The 19,045-nt window shown below is 70.3% G+C and carries 17 protein-coding genes; 9 read left to right on the plus strand and 8 right to left on the minus strand.

Annotation, left to right across the window (positions count from 1 at the left end):
- Window positions 1-14 precede the first annotated feature (14 nt).
- The gene (locus OHA64_RS42260) at window positions 15-428 is read left to right on the plus strand and encodes a DUF742 domain-containing protein (protein ID WP_405622493.1); all 414 of its coding nucleotides are present in this window, start codon (window positions 15-17) and stop codon (window positions 426-428) included.
- 95 nt (window positions 429-523) lie between these two features.
- Entirely contained in the window at window positions 524-1,129 is a 606-nt protein-coding gene (locus OHA64_RS42265) for a GTP-binding protein (protein WP_405622494.1), read from the plus strand.
- Between the two features lie 46 nt (window positions 1,130-1,175).
- Here OHA64_RS42265 and OHA64_RS42270 read toward each other — a convergent pair whose 3' ends face one another.
- Window positions 1,176-1,604, minus strand: a complete 429-nt coding sequence (locus OHA64_RS42270; RefSeq protein ID WP_405622495.1) for a PPOX class F420-dependent oxidoreductase — start codon at window positions 1,602-1,604, stop codon at window positions 1,176-1,178.
- Between the two features lie 97 nt (window positions 1,605-1,701).
- Between OHA64_RS42270 and OHA64_RS42275 the strand changes: the two genes are divergently transcribed.
- Together OHA64_RS42275 and OHA64_RS42280 are read left to right on the plus strand one after the other, a co-directional pair.
- The gene (locus tag OHA64_RS42275) at window positions 1,702-2,115 is read left to right on the plus strand and encodes a roadblock/LC7 domain-containing protein (protein ID WP_405622496.1); all 414 of its coding nucleotides are present in this window, start codon (window positions 1,702-1,704) and stop codon (window positions 2,113-2,115) included.
- 126 nt (window positions 2,116-2,241) lie between these two features.
- On the plus strand, window positions 2,242-3,153 hold the full coding sequence (locus tag OHA64_RS42280; RefSeq protein WP_405622497.1) for a DUF6397 family protein: 912 nt from the start codon (window positions 2,242-2,244) through the stop codon (window positions 3,151-3,153).
- Here the strand turns inward: OHA64_RS42280 and OHA64_RS42285 are convergent.
- Both OHA64_RS42285 and OHA64_RS42290 read right to left on the minus strand, forming a co-directional pair.
- Complete coding sequence (locus OHA64_RS42285) at window positions 3,140-4,006, minus strand: acyl-CoA thioesterase (RefSeq protein WP_405622498.1); 867 nt, start codon at window positions 4,004-4,006, stop codon at window positions 3,140-3,142. The genes OHA64_RS42280 and OHA64_RS42285 overlap by 14 nt on opposite strands.
- A gap of 19 nt (window positions 4,007-4,025) precedes the next feature.
- A complete protein-coding gene (locus tag OHA64_RS42290; protein ID WP_405622499.1) occupies window positions 4,026-6,539 on the minus strand; it encodes a DEAD/DEAH box helicase in 2,514 nt (837 codons plus the stop codon).
- A 145-nt stretch (window positions 6,540-6,684) separates the two neighbouring features.
- Here OHA64_RS42290 and OHA64_RS42295 point away from each other — a divergent pair, with 145 nt between their 5' ends.
- Window positions 6,685-7,479 (plus strand): metal-dependent hydrolase, encoded by a 795-nt coding sequence (locus tag OHA64_RS42295; RefSeq protein ID WP_405622500.1) that lies wholly within the window; start codon window positions 6,685-6,687, stop codon window positions 7,477-7,479.
- 71 nt (window positions 7,480-7,550) lie between these two features.
- On the opposite strand, the gene OHA64_RS42300 is transcribed toward OHA64_RS42295, so the two are convergent.
- From OHA64_RS42300 to OHA64_RS42315, 4 genes are all read right to left on the minus strand, one after another.
- A complete protein-coding gene (locus OHA64_RS42300; RefSeq protein ID WP_405622501.1) occupies window positions 7,551-7,820 on the minus strand; it encodes a type B 50S ribosomal protein L31 in 270 nt (89 codons plus the stop codon).
- Between the two features lie 54 nt (window positions 7,821-7,874).
- A complete protein-coding gene (locus OHA64_RS42305) occupies window positions 7,875-8,345 on the minus strand; it encodes a DUF5709 domain-containing protein (protein ID WP_405622502.1) in 471 nt (156 codons plus the stop codon).
- A 252-nt stretch (window positions 8,346-8,597) separates the two neighbouring features.
- Complete coding sequence (locus OHA64_RS42310) at window positions 8,598-10,379, minus strand: ABC transporter ATP-binding protein (protein WP_405622503.1); 1,782 nt, start codon at window positions 10,377-10,379, stop codon at window positions 8,598-8,600.
- The gene (locus tag OHA64_RS42315; protein WP_405622504.1) at window positions 10,376-12,265 is read right to left on the minus strand and encodes an ABC transporter transmembrane domain-containing protein; all 1,890 of its coding nucleotides are present in this window, start codon (window positions 12,263-12,265) and stop codon (window positions 10,376-10,378) included. Before OHA64_RS42315 ends, OHA64_RS42310 begins: the two co-directional genes overlap by 4 nt.
- A gap of 147 nt (window positions 12,266-12,412) precedes the next feature.
- Here OHA64_RS42315 and OHA64_RS42320 point away from each other — a divergent pair, with 147 nt between their 5' ends.
- From OHA64_RS42320 to OHA64_RS42330, 3 genes are all read left to right on the plus strand, one after another.
- Window positions 12,413-13,153, plus strand: coding sequence for a hypothetical protein (locus tag OHA64_RS42320; RefSeq protein ID WP_405622505.1), 741 nt, complete (start codon window positions 12,413-12,415; stop codon window positions 13,151-13,153).
- Between the two features lie 56 nt (window positions 13,154-13,209).
- A complete protein-coding gene (locus OHA64_RS42325; RefSeq protein WP_405622506.1) occupies window positions 13,210-14,853 on the plus strand; it encodes a peptide-N4-asparagine amidase in 1,644 nt (547 codons plus the stop codon).
- Window positions 14,854-15,025: 172 nt separating this feature from the next.
- Window positions 15,026-16,501, plus strand: coding sequence for a cation:dicarboxylate symporter family transporter (locus OHA64_RS42330; RefSeq protein WP_405622507.1), 1,476 nt, complete (start codon window positions 15,026-15,028; stop codon window positions 16,499-16,501).
- A gap of 126 nt (window positions 16,502-16,627) precedes the next feature.
- Here OHA64_RS42330 and OHA64_RS42335 read toward each other — a convergent pair whose 3' ends face one another.
- Window positions 16,628-17,095 carry a MarR family winged helix-turn-helix transcriptional regulator gene (locus OHA64_RS42335; protein WP_405622508.1) on the minus strand — a complete coding sequence of 156 codons (468 nt, stop codon included), beginning with the start codon at window positions 17,093-17,095 and terminating at the stop codon, window positions 16,628-16,630.
- A 93-nt stretch (window positions 17,096-17,188) separates the two neighbouring features.
- On the opposite strand from OHA64_RS42335, the gene OHA64_RS42340 reads away from it, so the two are divergent.
- On the plus strand, window positions 17,189-19,045 hold the full coding sequence (locus OHA64_RS42340; RefSeq protein ID WP_405622509.1) for an ABC transporter ATP-binding protein: 1,857 nt from the start codon (window positions 17,189-17,191) through the stop codon (window positions 19,043-19,045).

Genomic DNA, 19,045 nt, shown 5'->3' on the forward strand with positions numbered 1-19,045 from the left:
GGCGGTCCACTCAGATGACCGAGGACATGACGGACGCCATGCGCGAGCAGGGCAGCCAGTGGTACGACGGCGAGGCCGGGCCCCTGGTGCGCCCTTACGCCATGACGGGCGGCCGCACCAAACCCGGCCCCACCGGGGTGCGTTTCGACCTGATCGCCCTCGTCACGCTGGACCCTGGCGCGCCCGGCTTCGAGGACGACGCCGCGCTCGGGCCGGAACACCGCGCCCTGGTCGACCTGTGCCGCACGGAGACCCAGTCGGTCGCGGAACTGGGCGCGGGCGCCGATCTGCCCGTAGGCGTGGTCAGGGTCCTCCTCGGTGACCTCCTGGAGCTCGGCCTGGTCACCGTCAGCCGTCCGGTGCCGCCCGCGCAGCTGCCCGACGAACGAATCCTGCGCGAGGTGATCGAAGGACTGCGGGCTCTGTAGATATCGAAGGACCGCGGGCGCTGTGGAAGAAGGTTCACCACTGCCCGGACTCGTACGACGCCGACTTGACCCGGCCCTCCCGAGAGAAGTGATCGATGGTCTCCGAGCACTCCGACGCCCAGGATGACGACACGACCGCGCTGGCCTTGAAGATACTGGTCGCCGGCGGATTCGGCGTGGGCAAGACCACCCTGGTCGGTGCCGTCAGCGAGATCCGGCCGCTGCGCACCGAGGAGCTGCTCAGCGAGGCGGGGCAGTTGGTGGACGACACCGACGGCGTGGACCAGAAGGTCACCACGACGGTCGCCATGGACTTCGGACGGATAACCATCCGCTCCGGCCTGTCTCTCTACCTGTTCGGCACCCCCGGCCAGGACCGTTTCTGGTTCCTGTGGGACGAGTTGTCGCAGGGTGCCCTCGGAGCGGTGGTCCTCGCCGACACCCGCCGCCTGGAGGACTGCTTCCCCGCGGTGGACTACTTCGAGCACCGGCACATCCCGTTCGTGGTGGCCGTCAACTGCTTTGCCGGCGCGCGGTCCTACGGAGCCGAGGACGTCTCGCGCGCCCTGGACCTGGACCCGGGCACACCCGTGGTCCTCTGCGACGCCCGTGACCGCGACTCGGGGAAGGAGGTGCTGATCAGGCTGGTCGAGTACGCCGGGCGGATGCACACCGCCCGGCTGCTCGACTCGGTGGGATGACCCGCCTCCGGGGGCCGGCGGCCGGGCCCCGGGACGGGCGGTGTACTCAGTCGGCGACGGCCCTCTGCGCCAGAACCTTGTCGATCGTGACGCGGACGAGCAGTTCGCCGGGGACGCCGTTGCGGGCGCCGAACTCCTCGGCCCGCTCCTCGCCCATGTACCGCGCCCCGATACGGCCGGCCCAGTGCCGCACCTCGTCGAGTTCCTCGATCACCCGGGCGCGGCCCTGGAGCACCACGTAGTCGAAGGGCGGCCGGTCGTCGTCGACGCACAGCGCGACCCGGCCGTCCCGGGCCAGATTCCGCCCCTTCACCGTCGTCTTACCGGTGTTGAACACCACCTCGTTCCCGTCGAGCAGGAACCAGATCGGTGCGATGTGCGGGCGCCCATCGGCCCGTACTGTCGACAGCTTCTCGGTGCGGGTGCCGTGCGAGACGAACTCCCGCCATTCGGTGTCGGTCATGTTCTCTGCCATGCCCCCATCCTCCTTGCCCGGACGCCGGTCGTGGGGAAGGCTGGCGAAGAGAGATCCTCCGGCCAGGGAGGAGACGTCACACGGGGAGACGGGAACGATGGCGCAGAATCAGGGACTTGGCTGGCTGCTGGACGACCTGACCGAGCGGGTGGAGCACGTACGGCACGCTCTGGTCCTGTCCAACGACGGGCTGGTGACGGGGGCGAGCACGGGCCTGCGCCGCGAGGACGCGGAGCATCTCGCGGCCGTCTGCTCCGGGCTGCACAGTCTGGCCAAGGGCTCGGGACGGCACTTCGGGGCGGGTCAGGTGCGCCAGACCATGGTCGAGTTCGACGACGCGGTGCTGTTCGTCACCGCTGCGGGCACCGGCAGCTGCCTGTGTGTGTTCAGCGGCGCGGAGGCGGACATCGGTCACATCGCCTACGAGATGACGCTGCTCGTCAACCGGGTCGGCGAGCACCTGGCCGTGGACGCCCGACAGCCCGAGCGAAGCCCGGCATCGGAGCTCTGACCTGCTGTTTCGATGTTCCCAGTGGAGTTATCCACAGGCTCGGCAGGCGGCGGGCCGGACCGGCTACGGTTTGTGTCACGGCGAGCGCACACAGCGTGAGCACTGACTCCACGGGGGAGACCGGACATGCCGACCGACACCATCACGAAGCCACGCGACCTTTCCTATGCGCCGAGCCGCGCTGCCCGTGAACTGAGCCTGAAACGAGGCGAGTTCGACCTCGCCGTGCACCTCGGACACATCCGCACGCTGCCCGACGAAGGAGGCGGAGGCCGACGCGTCCCCCGCTCCGAGGTCGAGCGGCTGCATTCGAGCGAGGACTTCCCCGAATCCTTGCGGAAGCGGGTGAAGACCGTGGGAGCCGCGGAGGGCGCGGCTGTCATGGAGGTGAGCCCCGGCCGTTTCACCCGCCTCGCCCGGCTGGGCATGGTGGCGCCGGTGACCTTCTACCTCAACCGATACCGCGCCGTGGTCTGGCTCTATCTGGCCGAAGAGCTACGGGAGTTCGCCGCCGCCGAGGCGCACATCCCGCTGCTCAACGCCCGGATGGAGGCCGGACTGCGCGACCTGCTGGGCGAGGGCCTGGATCTGCGCCCCCGTAACTGGCGCGCACGTCACCTCGGTTTCTTGCTGCGACAGACCGAGGACCCGTGGGAGCAGGCCGGGGCGGTGGCCGCCTTCCTCGATCCCGTCCAGGTCGCGGAGATCGTCCCGGACCCCTATGAGCGCTCCCACATGAACCGTTTCCGACCCGGGCCGCCCGCCCACGGCGTGCCCGGCTCACCCGCCGCGCAGCTGACCGAGCGGATCATGACCGCGGAGTACCCGGACGAGATCGGCTGGTTCAGGGCCGAACTGGCGGCGGAGGTGGCGGCGGCGCGCGAGCACCGGCCCGCCCCCCGTCCCGCTCCTCGCCCCGCGCCGAAACAGCCCCATCCGGCACCGGAGCAGGCCACCGCCGTGCCCGCCGGACCACAACCGTCCCGCGGACTGTTCGGCCGGCTGCTGCGCAGAAACCACCGGCCTACAGGGCTCTGAACAAGCCCTCCTGGACGACCGACACCAGCAGCCGCCCCTCCAGGTCGTAGATCCGGCCGCGGGCCAGCCCGCGTCCACCCGTGGCGATCGGCGACTCCTGGTCGTACAGGAACCACTCGTCCGCGCGGAACGGGCGGTGGAACCACATGGCGTGGTCCAGTGACGCCATGTCGAACCCGCGCGGACCCCACAGGGGTTCGACCGGGATGCGGACGGCGTCCAGAAGGGTCATGTCGCTGGCGTAGGTCAGCGCGCAGGTGTGCACCAGCGGATCGTCGCCCAGCGGCCCGACCGCACGCATCCACACCGCGCTGCGCGGCTCGGCGCCCTTGACCTCCTCGGACGTCCAGCGGAGCCGGTCCACATAACGGATGTCGAACGGCTGACGCCGGGCCATTCGCTCCAACTGCTCGGGCAGCGTGCCCAGATGCTCGCGGATCTCGTCCGTGACCGTGGGCAGCGACTCCGGAGCCGGAACCTCGCGGGCCGGCGGCAGTTGGTGCTCGAAGCTCGCCTGTTCAGGTTTGTGAAAGGAGGCGGTGAGATTGAAGATCGTGCGGCCCTGCTGCACCCCGGTGACCCGGCGGGTCGTGAAGGACCGCCCGTCCCGCACTCGCTCGACCTGGTACACGATCGGCACACCGGGCCGACCGGGACGCAGGAAGTACGCGTGCAGCGAGTGCACGGGACGGTCGCCCTCCGTGGTGCGGCCCGCGGCGACCAGTGCCTGGCCGGCCACCTGGCCGCCGAAGACACGCTGCAGCGACTCCTGCGGGCTGCGGCCGCGGAAGATGTTGACCTCGATCTGCTCGAGGTCGAGCAGATCGACGAGCTTCTCGGCCGGATTCGTCATGGGTTGGATTCTCCTGTGCTCACAGCTGTCCGACGTCGGTGACACGAACGATCGCACGGCCCTCGGCGTCGGAGGCCGTGAGGTCCACCTCCGCGCTGATGCCCCAGTCGTGATCGTCGTTCGGGTCGTCGAAGATCTGGCGGACCCGCCACAGGGCGTTCTGCGGCTCCTCCTCGATCAGCAGCAGCTTGGGACCGCGGGCGTCGGGCCCGGTGCCGAGGTCGTCGTACTCGTCCCAGTACTTGTCCATCGCCTCGCCCCAGGCATCGGCGTCCCACCCGGACTCCGCGTCCATCTCGCCGAGCTCTCCGACCTGATCCAGGGCGGCGAGTTCGACACGGCGGAACATGGCGTTGCGGACGAGGACACGGAAGGCGCGCGCGTTGGTCGTCACGGGCTTGACCTCGTCGGCCTTCTCCTGGGCCTCCTCCGCGGTCATCTCCGCCGGGTTGGCGAGCTGCTCCCACTCGTCCAGCAGGCTGGAGTCGACCTGGCGCACCATCTCGCCGAGCCACTCGATCAGATCCTGAAGATCCTCGGACTTGAGGTCGTCCGGGACGGTGTGGTCGAGGGCCTTGTAGGCGCCGGCGAGATAGCGCAGCACGATGCCCTCGGTGCGGGCCAGCTCGTAGTGGGACACCAACTCCGTGAAGGACATCGCCCGTTCGTACATGTCACGGATGACGGACTTCGGGGACAGCGGATGATCGCCCACCCAGGGGTGGCTCTTGCGGTACGTGTCGTACGCGTGGAAGAGCAACTCTTCCAGGGGCTTCGGGTACGTGATGTCCTGGAGGCGCTCCATGCGCTCCTCGTACTCGACGCCGTCCGCCTTCATCGCGGCCACGGCCTCCCCGCGCGCCTTGTTCTGCTGGGCGGCGAGGATCTGCCGCGGATCGTCCAGCGTCGACTCGACGACGGACACCATGTCCAGGGCGTAGGACGGCGACTCCGGGTCGAGAAGCTCGAACGCGGCGAGCGCGAAGGTGGACAGCGGCTGGTTCAGCGCGAAGTCCTGCTGCAGGTCCACCGTGAGGCGCACGATGCGGCCTTCGGCGTCCGGCTTGTCGAGCTTCTCCACGATCCCGCCGTCCAGGAGCGAGCGGTAGATGGCGATGGCGCGGCGGATGTGCCTGAGCTGCTGCTTGCGCGGCTCGTGGTTGTCTTCCAGAAGGTGCCGCATCGCCTCGAAGGCGTTGCCGGGCCGGGCGATCACCGACAGGAGCATGGTGTGCGTCACCCGGAAACGGGACGTCAGCGGCTCCGGGTCGGAGTTGATGAGCTTCTCGAAGGTGCTGTCCGTCCACCCGACGAAGCCCTCGGGCGCCTTCTTGCGGACGACCTTCCGGCGCTTCTTCGGGTCGTCGCCCGCCTTGGCGAGCGCCTTTTCGTTCTCCACCACGTGCTCGGGAGCCTGCGCGACGACGTAGCCCGCCGTGTCGAAGCCCGCCCGCCCGGCACGTCCGGCGATCTGGTGGAACTCACGGGCGCGCAGCGTGCGTACGCGAATGCCGTCGTACTTGGCCAGCGCCGTGAACAGCACGGTCCGGATCGGCACGTTGACGCCGACACCGAGGGTGTCCGTGCCGCAGATGACCTTCAGCAGACCGGCCTGGGCGAGCTTCTCCACCAGACGGCGGTACTTGGGCAGCATGCCGGCGTGATGGACGCCGATACCGTGCCGCACGTACCGGGAGAGATTCCGGCCGAACTTGGTGGTGAAACGGAAGTTGCCGATCAGGCCGGCGATCTGGTCCTTCTCCTCGCGCGTGCACATGTTGATGCTCATCAGCGCCTGCGCCCGCTCCACGGCCTGCGCCTGGGTGAAGTGCACGATGTAGACCGGCGCCTGTTTGGTGTCCAGCAGTTCGGTCAGTGTCTCCGTGAGCGGAGTGAGCCGGTACTCGTAGGACAACGGCACGGGACGGGTTGCCGAGCGGACCACGGACGTCGGCCGACCGGTGCGCCGCGTCAGGTCCTTCTCGAACATCGCGACATCGCCGAGGGTGGCCGACATCAGGATGAACTGCGCCTGGGGAAGCTCCAGGATCGGGATCTGCCAGGCCCAGCCGCGGTCCGTCTCCGCGTAGAAGTGGAACTCGTCCATCACGACCTGGCCGACATCCGCGTGCCGGCCGTCCCGCAGGGCGATCGAGGCGAGCACCTCGGCCGTGCAGCAGATGACCGGGGCGTCGGCGTTGACGGACGCGTCGCCGGTCAGCATTCCGACGTTCTCCGTGCCGAACATCTTGCACAGCTCGAAGAACTTCTCCGACACGAGCGCCTTGATCGGCGCCGTGTAGAAGGTGACCTCGTCACGGGCCAGTGCCGCGAAGTGCGCGCCCGCGGCGATCATGCTCTTGCCGGAGCCGGTGGGTGTCGACACGATCACGTTCGCACCGGAGACCACCTCTATCAGCGCCTCCTCCTGGTGCGGGTAGAGCGTGAGACCTCGCTCCTGGGCCCACGACTCGAAGGCGTCGTAGAGGGCGTCGGGGTCGGCGGTCGGCGGCAGCTGATCGATGAGGGTCACCCACCCATCTTGCCTGCCCTCCTGTCCGATGGGGGAATCGGCTGCGGGCGCGAAGATCGCGAACGCTACGCTGTGTCGCCGACGGCGTGTCAGCGCGCCGCGTCAACTGGGCAGCGGCACACGAGGAATGGGGCGGACACCGGCCATGATGGGACCAGCACACTCACTGTCGGGGGCCGCAGCCTGGCTGGGCGTCGGCGCGGCAGCCGCAGCGACCGGGCACACGATGCCCTGGCCGGTCCTCCTCGCCGGAGCTCTGATCTGCGCCGGAGCCGCGCTCGCCCCGGATCTCGACCACAAGGCCGCCACCATCTCGCGGGCCTTCGGACCCATCTCCCGCGGACTGTGCGAGATCGTCGACAAGCTCTCCTACGCCGTCTACAAGGCCACCAAGAAGCAGGGCGATCCGCGTCGCTCCGGCGGGCACCGGACCCTCACGCACACCTGGTTGTGGGCCGCGATGATCGGCGCCGGCGCCTCGGTGGCGGCGATCACCGGTGGTCGCTGGGCCGTGCTGGCGCTCCTGTTCGTGCACATGGTGCTGGCCATCGAAGGTCTGTTGTGGCGGGCGACCCGTGGCTCCAGTGCGGATGTCCTGGTCTGGCTGCTGGCCGCGACCAGCGCGTGGATTCTCGCCGGCGTCCTGGACAAGCCGGGCAACGGCTCGGACTGGCTGTTCGCGGCGCCGGGCCAGGAGTATCTGTGGCTGGGGCTGCCGATCGTGCTGGGTGCGCTCGTGCACGACATCGGGGACGCGCTGACGGTCTCCGGGTGCCCGATCCTGTGGCCGATCCCGGTCGGCCGCAAGCGGTGGTATCCCATCGGTCCGCCGAAGGTCATGCGCTTCCGGGCGGGCAGCTGGGTCGAGCTGAAAGTGCTGATGCCGGCGTTCATGCTGCTCGGCGGAGTGGGCTGCGCGGCGGCGCTCAACTTCATCTGAGCGGGCCGCGCCGCGCGATCGCCGTCCGCACGGGCAGGGGCTCACGATCCTCCGGTATCGCCACCGGGGACTCACGTCCCGCCGGATCCCTGGCCGGCCCCGCCTCCGTAGCGGCGTTCGAACTGGGCGACGCGGCCTTCCGAGTCCACTGTGCGGGCCCTGCCGGTGTAGAAGGGGTGGCTCTCCGAGGAGATCTCCACGTCCACGACCGGGTAGGTCTCGCCGTCGTCCCACGCGATGGTCCGGTCGCTGGTCGCGGTGGACCGGGTGAGGAAGGCGTAACCGGCGGAGCGGTCGCGGAAGACGACCGGGTGGTAGTCGGGCTGCTTGTCCTGCTGCATGGATCCTCCTTGTGCGGCGTCGGCCGGGCGGCCCGCGGCACGGGACCGGTGGGGTCATCCGGCCCCGGTCTCCTCGTCGACGATGTGTATCGCTGCCTCCTCGGCGGACGCGGCGGCGCCGTCGATACCCACGTCCGTGGCGACCAGCGCGCTCTCCTCGTCCTCGTGTGCCCCCTCGTCCGGCGCCACGAGACGGCCGGAGCGGGCCGTCCCGACCTCCTCGTCGAGGAGTTCCCCGTCGGTTCCGTCGCAGTCACCGATGCCGTCGCCGTCGGGCTCGAGCAGGTCGGGACGCTCCTCGGCGAGCCGCTGGTCCAGCGTCTCGCCCATGTGGCGCTCCGCGGCCGTCACACCCGTGTGCTCCACCGCCCAGGGCCGCTCCGGAGGCGACCAGCCCCGGTCGAGGGGATCGCCGACTCCGTCGTTCTCCAGGGTGTCCTCCGCGTCGAGCAGCCCCGCGTCGTCCTGGATCTCGGATCCGTCGGGCTGGTAGACGTCGTCTCCCCATCCGTCGGCGCTGTTCACGGGTACCTCCAGGTGATGGAACCGGGCTCCTTCTCCCCGTGGCCGGCGGCGGACCGCAGACGTACGGTGCACAAGCCGCGCTCGTCGGTGAACCGTGCGGTTCGCGAACGCTCCCCGAGCCGGTGCCGTTATCCAGCCTTCCACTCGACTTCGGCACCGCGCAACGGCACGGGCACGGTCCGGGGACCACTCGCCCCCGGACCGTGCCCGCCCCCGCCCCCGCGCCGCCCCCGCTCCGGTGGAGCCGCGCCGTCACCCGTGCCAGGACCGCCACAGCGCCGCGTACGCTCCGTCGGCCGCGACCAGCTCGTCGTGGCTGCCCAGCTCGCTGATCCGGCCCCTCTCCACGACGACGATGACGTCCGCGTCGTGGGCGGTGTGCAGCCGGTGGGCGATCGCGACCACCGTGCGGCCGTCGAGGACCCGGGCCAGCGACCGTTCCAGGTGGCGGGCCGCTCGCGGATCGAGCAGGGAGGTCGCCTCGTCCAGGACCAGCGTGTGCGGGTCGGCCAGCACCAGCCGGGCCAGGGCGATCTGCTGTGCCTGGGCGGGAGTGAGCGCCAGCCCGCCCGAGCCGACCTCGGTGTCCAGGCCGTCGTCCAGGGCGCGCGCCCACCCGTCGGCGTCCACCGCTCCCAGCGCCGCCCACAGCTCGGCGTCGGTCGCCGCGGTCCGGGCGAGGAGCAGGTTGTCGCGCAGGGAGCCCACGAAGACGTGGTGCTCCTGGTTGACGAGGGCCACGTGCGAGCGGACCCGTTCGGCCGGCATCCGGGAGAGCTCGGCGCCGCCCAGGGTGATCCGGCCGTCCCGGGGCGCGTAGATCCCGGCGAGCAGCCTGCCCAGCGTGGACTTGCCCGCGCCGGAGGGGCCGACCAGCGCCAGCCTGGTGCCGGGGGGGACCTCCAGGGACACCTCGCGCAGCACGTCCACGCCTTCGAGGTAGCCGAAGTGCACCCGGTCCGCGTGCACGTCCCGTCCCTCGGGTGCCACCGCCTCGTCACCGGCGTCCGGCTCGATGTCCCGGACACCGACCAGCCGGGCCAGCGACACCTGGGCCACCTGCAACTCGTCGTACCAGCGCAGGATCAGCCCGACCGGGTCGACGAGCATCTGTGCGATCAGCGCACCCGTGGTCAGCTGCCCGACGCCGATCCAGCCCTGCAGCACGAACACACCGCCGACCATCAGCACCGAGGCGAGGATCATCACATGGGTGGTGTTGACGATGGGGAAGAGCACCGACCGCAGCCAGAGGGTGTACCGCTCCCACGCCGTCCACTCCTTGATCCGCTGCTCCGACAGCGCGATGCGGCGGGCCCCGAGCCGCTGGGCCTCGACGGTGCGCCCGGCGTCCACGGTCTCCGCGAGCGCGGCGGCGACGGCGGCGTACCCGGCGGCCTCCGAGCGGTAGGCCGCTCCGGCCCGTTTGAAGTACCAGCGGCAGCCGGCCAGCAGCAGCGGTACGGCGAGCAGCACGGCGGCCGCCAGCGGCGGCGCGGTGATCACCAGCCCGCCCAGCAGCAGCACCACCCACACCACGCCGATCGCCAGCTGCGGCACGGCCTCCCGCATCGCGTTGGACAGCCGGTCGATGTCGGTGGTGATCCGGGACAGCAGATCGCCCGTCCCGGCTCGCTCCAGGACTCCGGGCGGCAGTCCGACGGACCGGACCAGGAAGTCCTCGCGCAGGTCGGCCAGCATCCGCTCGCCGAGCATCGCCCCGCGCAGCCGCACCTCTCGTACGAACACCGCCTGGACGGCCAGCGCGCACAGGAACAGTCCGGCCGTCAGCCCCAGGTGGAGTTCGCGGGCCCCGTCCGACACCCGCTCCACGAGCCCGCCCAGCAGCCACGGGCCCGCCATCGAGGCGACCACGGACACCGTGTTGACGGTCATGAGGAGCAGGAAGGCACGGCGGTGCCGGTGGAACAGTTCGGCCACGTAGGCGCGGACGGTCGCGGAGGCGCCGATGGGCAGGGTGTTCGCCGTCGTCGGGGCCGCCGGGTCGTACGCCGGGGGAGCCACGCCGATCATGCTGTCTCCTCGATCTCTTCCAGTGCGTCCAGTACGTCGGCGGCGTCCAGTGCGCGGCCCGCGGACGCCACGTCCCCGGTGGCAGGCACATCGCCCGCGTCCAGCACGTCGTCCCGCTTCGAGCCGGTTGTTCTCTGCCCCAGCCGGGCGGCCTCCTCCTCGGTCTCGCGGGTCACCACGGCCCGGTACCGGGGCTCCTTGTGCACCAGCTCGCGGTGTACCCCGACCGCCACGACCTCGTGCTCGTGCACGAGCACGACCCGGTCGGCCCGGTCCAGGAGCAGCGGGGAGGAGGTGAACACGACGGTCGTCCGCCCGGTGCGCAGCTCTCGCAGCCCGTCCGCGATCCGTGCCTCCGTGTGCGAGTCGACGGCGGAGGTCGGCTCGTCCAGGACGAGCACCTCCGGGTCCGTCACCAGCGACCGGGCCAGCGCGAGCCGCTGGCGTTGGCCGCCGGACAGGGACCGACCGCGTTCTGTGATCCGGGCGTCCATCGGGTCCTCGGCGTCGATCGACCCCTGCACGAGGGCGGTCAGGACGTCCCCGCACTGTGCGGCCGCCAGTGCCGCTTCGGCGCCGACGTCGCCCGAGGCGGGCACGTCGAGCAGCTCACGCAGGGAGCCGGACAGCAGGACCGGATCCTTGTCCTGGACGAGGACGGCCGTGCGGGCGGAGTCGAGCGGCAGGTCGTCGAGCGGCACACCGCCCAGGAGGACCGACGCGCCCTCGTCCGAGGGGTGGCCGCCCAGTCGCTCCGCCAGCAGTCCCGCCGCGTCCGGGTCGCCGCACACCACGGCGGTGAATCGGCCGGCAGGTGCCAGCAGACCGGTCGCCGGGTCGTACAGGTCGCCGGACGGGGTCTCGGCGGGGCGCGAGCCCCCGGTGTCGGTGGCGCGCTCCAGCGACAGCACGCGCGCGGCACGCCGGGCCGACGGGCGGGAGAAGGAGTAGGCCATCGCGATCTCTTCGAAGTGCCTCAGCGGATACGTGAGGAGCATCACCGAGCTGTAGACGGTGACCAGTTCACCGACGTCGATCCGGCCCTCCCGAGCCAGGCCGACGCCGTACCAGACGACCCCGATCAGCAGCAGTCCGGGCAGCAGTACCTGGATCGCGGAGATCAGTGACCACATCCTGGCGCTGCGCACGGCCGCGTGACGGACCTCCTGGGAGGCGCGGCGGTAGCGGTCGAGGAAGAGGTCCTCGCCGCCGATGCCGCGCAGGACGCGCAGACCGGCCACGGTGTCCGAGGCCAGTTCGGTGGCGCGCCCCGCCTTCTCCCGCTGGATGTCGGCACGCCGGGTCGCCCGGGGCAGCAGCGGCAGCACCGCCAGGGCGAGGAGCGGCAGGCCCACCGCGACGACCACGCCGAGCGCCGGCTGGTAGACGACCAGGCCGACGCAGACCAGCACGAGGGTGACCGCCGCCGCGGTGAACCGGGAGACGGCCTCCACGAACCAGCCGATCTTCTCGACGTCGCCCGTGGAGACGGCCACGACCTCGCCGGCCGCGACCCGTCGGGTCAGCGCCGAGCCCAGCATGGCGGCCTTGCGGGCCAGCAACTGTTGGACGCGCGCGGCAGCCGTGATCCAGTTGGTGATTGCCGAGCGGTGCAGGAAGGTCTCGCCGACCGCGTTGCCGACGCAGCACACCGCGAGCAGGGCACCGGCGAGGGCGAGCCGGGAACCGGAGTGGTCGACGACGGCCTGGACGGCCAGGCCGACACAGAACGGCAGTACGCAGACGGACCCGAAGTGAAGCAGCCCCCAGGCCAGCGACTTGAGCTGCCCTCTCAGCTGGTTGCGGAAGAGCCACCACAGGAATCGGGGACCCGAACGCGCGTCCGGCGTACCCGGGTCGGGGTACGGAAGGTCTTGAATCTGCATGACGTCCCAGTGGCTCGTGTCAGGGGGTGGGGGGACCGCGAACGGCGGCAACAAGCCGTGAAAGGTTCGCGTCGCGGCGTGGTCGGAAGCAACCGGTTTTCCGTCGCGGCGAACAGAACCGGCTGCCCGCGATGCGACCATGGGGCAATGCGGAGTGGTGATGCATGGCGTGCCGCGGTCGCGACGGCGGCCCTGGGGGCCCTCCTGATCGCGCTGCCGGGCTGCGGCGGACCGGGCCCGGAAGGACGTGGCGGCACGGAGACGGGAGCCGCGGGCAACCCGGCCGACTCCCGCCAGGACACCGACCCGACACGCATCCCCGATGTCGGCGACCGACTTCAGCGGCGGATCTCCGCCGACACGCGCCAGGTCGTGGCGGTCTACGGCGAGGGCAGGAATTCTGCCGAGTCGACCGTCGTCCTCTACACCAGGCACGGCGCCACCTGGGAACGCACCGGCAACTGGCCCGCGCACAACGGCAAAAGGGGCTGGACCACGAACCATCACGAGGGTGACCACCGCAGCCCCGTCGGTGTGTTCACGCTCAGCGACGCGGGCGGTGTGCTGCCGGACCCCGGGGCCCGGCTTCCGTACACCCGGTCCGCCGCCTTCGCGGCCCCGCGTTGGTGGGCCAGGTCGTACTGGCACGACTTCGACTACGTCATCGCCATCGACTACAACCGGGTGAAGGGCGCCCCGCCGAACGATCCGGTCCGCCCGCGGGGGCAGTCCGAGGGCGGCGGGATCTGGCTGCACATGGACCACGGCAGCGGCACGTCGGCGTGCGTCAGCCTGCCCAGGTCGGCGATGCGGTATCTGCTGCGCACCCTTGACCCGGAACGGCATCCCGTGGTCGTCATGGGGGACAGGGCCGACCTGAAGGCCTGACGCTCGGGGGGAGGCCTCATTGCGGAGGGTGCCCGACTGGCCGTAGAACACCGGCCATGAAGAGACGGATCACCATGTCCATGCTCGCCGGAGCGACCCTCCTGGCGAGCACCCTCCTCGGGACGAGCCGGGCCCAGGCGGCTCCGGATCAGGCGGAACCGGCCCAGGCGGCCCCGGCCCTGACGCAAGCGGCTCTGGCCCCGGCCGAGTTCGGGACCGACTGGCACGACCCGGTCACCGCGGCACCGCCCGTCGAGAAGCCCGCCGGAAAGTCCTGCCACGTCACCCTCGCCGAGGCGCAGTTCCGTGACTTCACGCCGTACAAGGGCTCCTACACGCCCCCCGACGGCTGCGGCGAGCGCTGGAGCAAGGTGGTGCTCCGGTTGGACGGAAAGGTCAAGGGACGGCAGTTCGACCGGCTCGGCTACGTCCATGTCGGCGGCGTCGAGATCCTCCGTACGTCGACGCCCCAGCCCTCGCCCGACGGCATCGAGTGGTCCGTCGAGAAGGACGTCACGCGCTACAGCGACACCTTCCGCCGCAGCCAGGACGTCGAGATGCTGATCGGGAACGTCGTCGACGACACCTACACCGGCGTCATCGACGTGAAGGTCTCGCTCACCTTCTACGCGGGAAGGTCGCAGGCCCCGGCCCCGGACCGCGTGCTGACCCTCAAGGACAACACGCTCACCACCCCGCGCAACAGCGAACGCATCGTCGCCGAGGTGTACGCCACCGGTTCCGGCGGCGGCTGTGAGGAGTACTGGTACCTGACGGTGCCCGACTCGGCCCCGTACTCCTGCCAGGCCGCCGGCGGCCCCTACCGCGAGGTCCAGCTCAAGGTCGACGGTCGCCTCGCCGGGATCGCCGCGCCGTTCCCGACCGTGTGGACCGGCGGCTGGTCCAACCCCTTTCTCTGGTACGTCGTTCCGGGACCGCGCGCCCTGGACATCAAGCCGATCGAATACGACCTGACGCCGTTCGCCGGGATTCTCAACGACGGCCGCCCGCACCGGGTCGAGGTCTCCGTCGTCGGCGTCCCCGAGGGACAGAGCGGCTGGAGCACCCCGGTCAACGTCCTCGTCCACCAGGACGCCAAGAGCACGCACGTCGGCGGGAAGCTCACCGTGCACAAGAGCGCGGACCTCGTGAACTCCTCCACGTACACGCCGGGTTCGGACCATCGGGTAGCCACGGAGGGTGGTCATCGGCTGACCGTCGCCGGATACGTCGACACCTCGCACGGGCGAGTTGCGACCACCGTCCGTCGTGTCCTCGCGAACACCTCCTCGCACCGCTGGACCGACGGCGAGACCGTCGACTCCCTGGACGCCACATGGGCGGACGACGAGTCGGTCACCGTCGACGGGCGCGGACCGGCCCGTACGACGCACACCCGGCGGACGTACACGATGGACGGCACCACCACGCTCGGAGCCGCCGACCGGTTGAGGACCGTGCTGACCCTCGGTGACCGTGCCGCGGTGACGGAGTCACGCGAGGGCCGACGCACCGCGTGGACGCGGTTCGACGACACCTACCAGGGCGACGCGACGTACACGGCGAACGTGCCCCGCGACCAGCGGCACGCGGTCGGTACCACGAGCGAGCGCTATCGGATCCACGGACCGGCCCGGTGCTACGACCGCTCTCTGAGGACCGTTCAGGGAGTGCTCATCGGCAATCACCGAGGCTGCTGAAGGCAGTTGTGTGCGATGCGTCACAGGAGTGCGTGATTTACGCGAGTGAAACACCGTGGTCTTGTGCGGAATCAATGACACCCCCAAAGTGAACGGCACGGAATCCGCTTTCCGTATCGCAGAAGTCCCCCCCAGGCTTCTGGGTACCGCCGTCCCCCCTCAAGGAGTGCCCGTGCCACCGTCCGTCCCGTCCCTGCCGCGACGCGTCGCACGCATACTGCGTACCTCTCTCTTCGCGCAGGTCGCCTGCGCGCTCGTACTCGGAATCGTCGTCGGGAAGCTGTGGCCGGACGCGGCCACGGAACTCCAGCCGCTCGGCGACGGTTTCACCCGGCTCATCAAGACGATCATCTCCCCCCTGGTGTTCTGTGTGGTCGTCGTCGGCATCGCCAAGGCCGGTGACCTGAAGGCGTTCGGCCGGATCGGACTCAAGGCCCTCGTCTGGTTCGAGGTCGCGAGCACCCTCGCCCTGCTCATCGGGCTGCTCGCCGCCAACGTCGTGCAGCCCGGCTCCGGCATGAACGTCGACCCGTCCCAGCTCGACACCTCGGCGGTCGAAGCGAAGACCGGGGGCGGATCGCTGCCCTCCACGACCGAGTTCGTCCTCAACGCGCTGCCGCAGAGTTTCATAGGCGCCTTCGCCGAGAACGAGCTTCTGCAGGTGCTGATCCTGGCCTGTCTGGTCGGTGCCGCGCTGCTGCACCTCGGCCACACCAAGGTGCCGAAGGTGCTGCCCGCCGTCGAACAGGCGCAGGAGATCATCTTCGCGATCGTCGGCTTCATCATGCGGCTCGCGCCGATCGCGGTGTTCGGCGCGATGGCCTTCCTGATCGGGCAGTACGGACTCGGCGTGATCGAGACCTACGCCAAGCTGATCATCCTGTGCTACGCCGCCGCCGCGCTCTTCCTCGTGCTGCTCGGCGTCGCGCTCAAGGCGGTCACCGGGCTCAGCCTCTGGAAGTTCGTCCGCTACATCCGCGAGGAGATGCTGCTCGCGCTCGGCACCGCGTCCACCGAGTCGGTCATGCCGCGCGTGATGCAGAAGCTGCGCCGGGCCGGTGCCCGCGACGACGCGGTGGGCCTGGTGCTGCCCACGGGCTACTCGTTCAACCTCGACGGTGCCTCGCTCTACCTGTCCATCGGCACGCTGTTCATCGCCCAGGCCGTGGGCGTGGACCTGAGCCTGAGTCAGCAGATCACCGTGGTCCTGGTGCTCATGCTGACCAGCAAGGGCATGGCGGGCATTCCCGGTTCGGCGTTCCTCGCCCTGTCCGCGACCGCCTCCTCGCTGGGGGCCATCCCCGCCGGCGCCGTCGCCCTGCTGCTCGGTGTGGACCGCATCATGGACTCGATGCGCGTCGTGACGAATCTGCTCGGCAACTGCGTCGCCGTCTTCGCCGTGTCCCGCTGGGAGGGCGCGCTGGACGCCGACAGGGCGAGGAAGGTCCTGAACGGCGAGATCGTGCCGACGGACGACGACGAGGGCGGGCCGACCGTGCCGGAAGCGGACGGCGGCAAGGGCGCGCCGTCGGCGGCGAAGGCGCAGGTCGCCGACGTCCCGGTGGCCCCGGTCGCGGCCGACCCCGACGGCAAGCTGGCGGCCGTACCGGCCCAGTCGGTCAAGGAACCGGCCCCAAAAGCCGACTGACGACCACGACAGGACGGGCGGCGGCCCCTGCTCCAGCAGTGCGGAGCGGGGCCGCCGCCCGTTTCGGGCTTTCCGCGCGCGTAGTCCGGCGGGCCCTTCCGCGTTTCCCGAGTGCGGCTCAACCGCTCAGCAGGTCCGCCCCCGCTCCGGCACCCCGTCGACCGCCCCCTCCACCAGCGTGTCCAGCAACCCGCCGAGCAGTTCCCGCTGTTCGCTCGTCAGCGGCGCCAGGATCTCCTCCGCGGCCAACCTGCGCGCGCCGTGCAGCTCCAGCAGGGCCTTGTGTCCGTCGTCGGTGAGCTCGATACGGATCACCCGGCGGTTGGTCGGGTCCGGCACCCGGCGCACCTTGCCGCCGACCTCCAACGCGTCGACGAGTGTCGTCACGGCCCTGGGGACGACCTCCAGCCGTTCGGCGAGGTCCGCCATCCGGGGCGGCGCGTCGCAGTGGGCGAGGGTGCGCAGCAGCCGGGACTGGGCCGGAGTGATGCCGAGGCCGCGCTGCGCCAGATGGCGCTTCTGGATGCGATGCACCCGGCGGGTCAGCCGCAGCAGCTGATCGGCGAGCGGGCCGTCGGAATCGGGGGTGGTCATACGGGAACAATATCAGGACCAAGCTCATTGTGAGTATAGGTAACAATGAGCTATGCTCCATGAATCCTCATCGCCTCACCCTCCGTAGGAGCCATGCCCCGAGACCACATCAACTGGACACCTTCTCCAGGCACCTCGACCGAACAGCCCCGGCAGGTGCGCCGCATCCTCAAGCTCTTCAAGCCCTACCGTGCCCGACTCGGCATCGTCGGCCTGCTGGTCGGCGCCGCGTCCCTGGTCACCGTGGCGACCCCGTTCCTGCTGAAGGAGACACTGGACGTCGCCATCCCCGAGGGCCGCACCGGCCTGCTGAGCCTGCTCGCGCTCGGCATGATCCTGAGCGCCGTCCTCACCAGCGTCTTCGGTGTGCTGCAGACCCTGATCTCCACCACGGTCGGCCAGCGCGTCATGCACGACCTGCGCACCGCGGTCTACGGCCGCCTCCAGCGCATGTCCCTCGCCTTCTTCACCCGCACGCGCACCGGCGAGGTCCAGTCCCGCATCGCCAACGACATCGGCGGCATGCAGGCCACCGTCACCTCGACCGCCACCTCCCTGGTCTCCAACCTGACCAGCGTGGTCGCCACGATCATCGCGATGATCGCCCTCGACTGGCGGCTGACCGTCGTCTCCCTGGTCCTGCTGCCGGCCTTCGTGTGGATCAGCCGCCGGGTCGGCAACGAACGCAAGAAGATCACCACCCAGCGCCAGAAGCAGATGGCCGCGATGGCGGCGACCGTCACCGAGTCGCTGTCGGTCAGCGGCATCCTGCTGGGCCGCACGATGGGCCGTTCCGACTCGCTCACCCGGTCCTTCTCCGAGGAGTCGGAGGAGCTGGTCGACCTCGAGGTGCGGTCGAACATGGCCGGACGGTGGCGCATGGCGGTCATCTCGATCGTCATGGCCGCCATGCCCGCGGTCATCTACTGGACCGCCGGTCTCACTCTCCGGACGAGCGGCCCCGAGGTCTCCATCGGCACCATCGTCGCGTTCGTCTCACTCCAGCAGGGTCTGTTCCGCCCCGCCGTCAGCCTGCTGTCGACCGGAGTCCAGATCCAGACCTCGCTGGCGCTCTTCCAGCGCATCTTCGAGTACCTCGATCTGCCGATCGACATCACCGAGCGCGAACAGGCGGTCCGTCTCGACCCCGTCAAGGGCGAGGTCCGTTTCGAGAAGGTCGATTTCCACTACGACAGCGACAAAGTCAGCGAGAAGGGCAGCGAGAAGGGCGGCGGCGACAGCGACAGGGGCGCGGCCGGCGCGATCCTCGACGGCATCGACATCACCGTCCCCGCGGGCAGCAGTCTCGCGGTCGTCGGCCCGACCGGTGCCGGCAAGTCCACGCTCGGCTATCTGGTGCCGCGGCTGTACGACGTGACGGGCGGCCGGGTCACCCTCGACGGGGTCGACGTGCGCGACCTGGACTTCGACACCCTCGCCCGGGCGATCGGCGTCGTCTCCCAGGAGACGTACCTCTTCCACGCCTCGGTCGCCGACAACCTGCGCTTCGCCAAGCCGGACGCCACCGACGCGGAGATCGAGCAGGCGGCGAAGGCGGCCCAGATCCACGACCACATCGCCTCCCTGCCCGACGGATACGACACCGTCGTCGGCGAGCGTGGCCACCGCTTCTCCGGCGGTGAGAAGCAGCGACTGGCCATCGCCCGGACGATCCTGCGCGATCCGCCGGTGCTGATCCTCGACGAGGCGACCAGCGCCCTGGACACCCGCACCGAACACGCCGTCCAGGAAGCGATCGACGCCCTCTCGGCCAACCGCACGACGATCACCATCGCGCACCGGCTGTCCACCATTCGGGCTGCCGACCAGATCGTGGTTCTGGACTCCGGGCAGGTGGCCGAACGGGGCTCGCACGAGGAGCTGTTGGCGCGGGACGGGCGGTATGCGGCCCTGGTTCGCCGGGACGCCCGACTGGAGCCGACAAGCTGA

The sequence above is a fragment of the Streptomyces sp. NBC_00076 genome, assembly GCF_045041235.1.
Taxonomy (GTDB): Bacteria; Actinomycetota; Actinomycetes; order Streptomycetales; family Streptomycetaceae; genus Streptomyces.

Bases quoted from the DNA above. Each gene is read 5' to 3' on its own strand.
- OHA64_RS42260 (WP_405622493.1), top strand. From the start codon at position 15: ATGACCGAGGACATGACGGACGCCATGCGCGAGCAGGGCAGCCAGTGG.
- OHA64_RS42335 (WP_405622508.1), bottom strand. From the start codon at position 17,095: ATGACCACCCCCGATTCCGACGGCCCGCTCGCCGATCAGCTGCTGCGG.
- OHA64_RS42265 (WP_405622494.1), top strand. From the start codon at position 524: ATGGTCTCCGAGCACTCCGACGCCCAGGATGACGACACGACCGCGCTG.
- OHA64_RS42325 (WP_405622506.1), top strand. From the start codon at position 13,210: ATGAAGAGACGGATCACCATGTCCATGCTCGCCGGAGCGACCCTCCTG.
- OHA64_RS42315 (WP_405622504.1), bottom strand. From the start codon at position 12,265: ATGCAGATTCAAGACCTTCCGTACCCCGACCCGGGTACGCCGGACGCG.
- OHA64_RS42270 (WP_405622495.1), bottom strand. From the start codon at position 1,604: ATGGCAGAGAACATGACCGACACCGAATGGCGGGAGTTCGTCTCGCAC.
- OHA64_RS42285 (WP_405622498.1), bottom strand. From the start codon at position 4,006: ATGACGAATCCGGCCGAGAAGCTCGTCGATCTGCTCGACCTCGAGCAG.
- OHA64_RS42310 (WP_405622503.1), bottom strand. From the start codon at position 10,379: ATGATCGGCGTGGCTCCCCCGGCGTACGACCCGGCGGCCCCGACGACG.
- OHA64_RS42320 (WP_405622505.1), top strand. From the start codon at position 12,413: ATGCGGAGTGGTGATGCATGGCGTGCCGCGGTCGCGACGGCGGCCCTG.
- OHA64_RS42295 (WP_405622500.1), top strand. From the start codon at position 6,685: ATGATGGGACCAGCACACTCACTGTCGGGGGCCGCAGCCTGGCTGGGC.
- OHA64_RS42300 (WP_405622501.1), bottom strand. From the start codon at position 7,820: ATGCAGCAGGACAAGCAGCCCGACTACCACCCGGTCGTCTTCCGCGAC.
- OHA64_RS42340 (WP_405622509.1), top strand. From the start codon at position 17,189: ATGCCCCGAGACCACATCAACTGGACACCTTCTCCAGGCACCTCGACC.
- OHA64_RS42280 (WP_405622497.1), top strand. From the start codon at position 2,242: ATGCCGACCGACACCATCACGAAGCCACGCGACCTTTCCTATGCGCCG.
- OHA64_RS42275 (WP_405622496.1), top strand. From the start codon at position 1,702: ATGGCGCAGAATCAGGGACTTGGCTGGCTGCTGGACGACCTGACCGAG.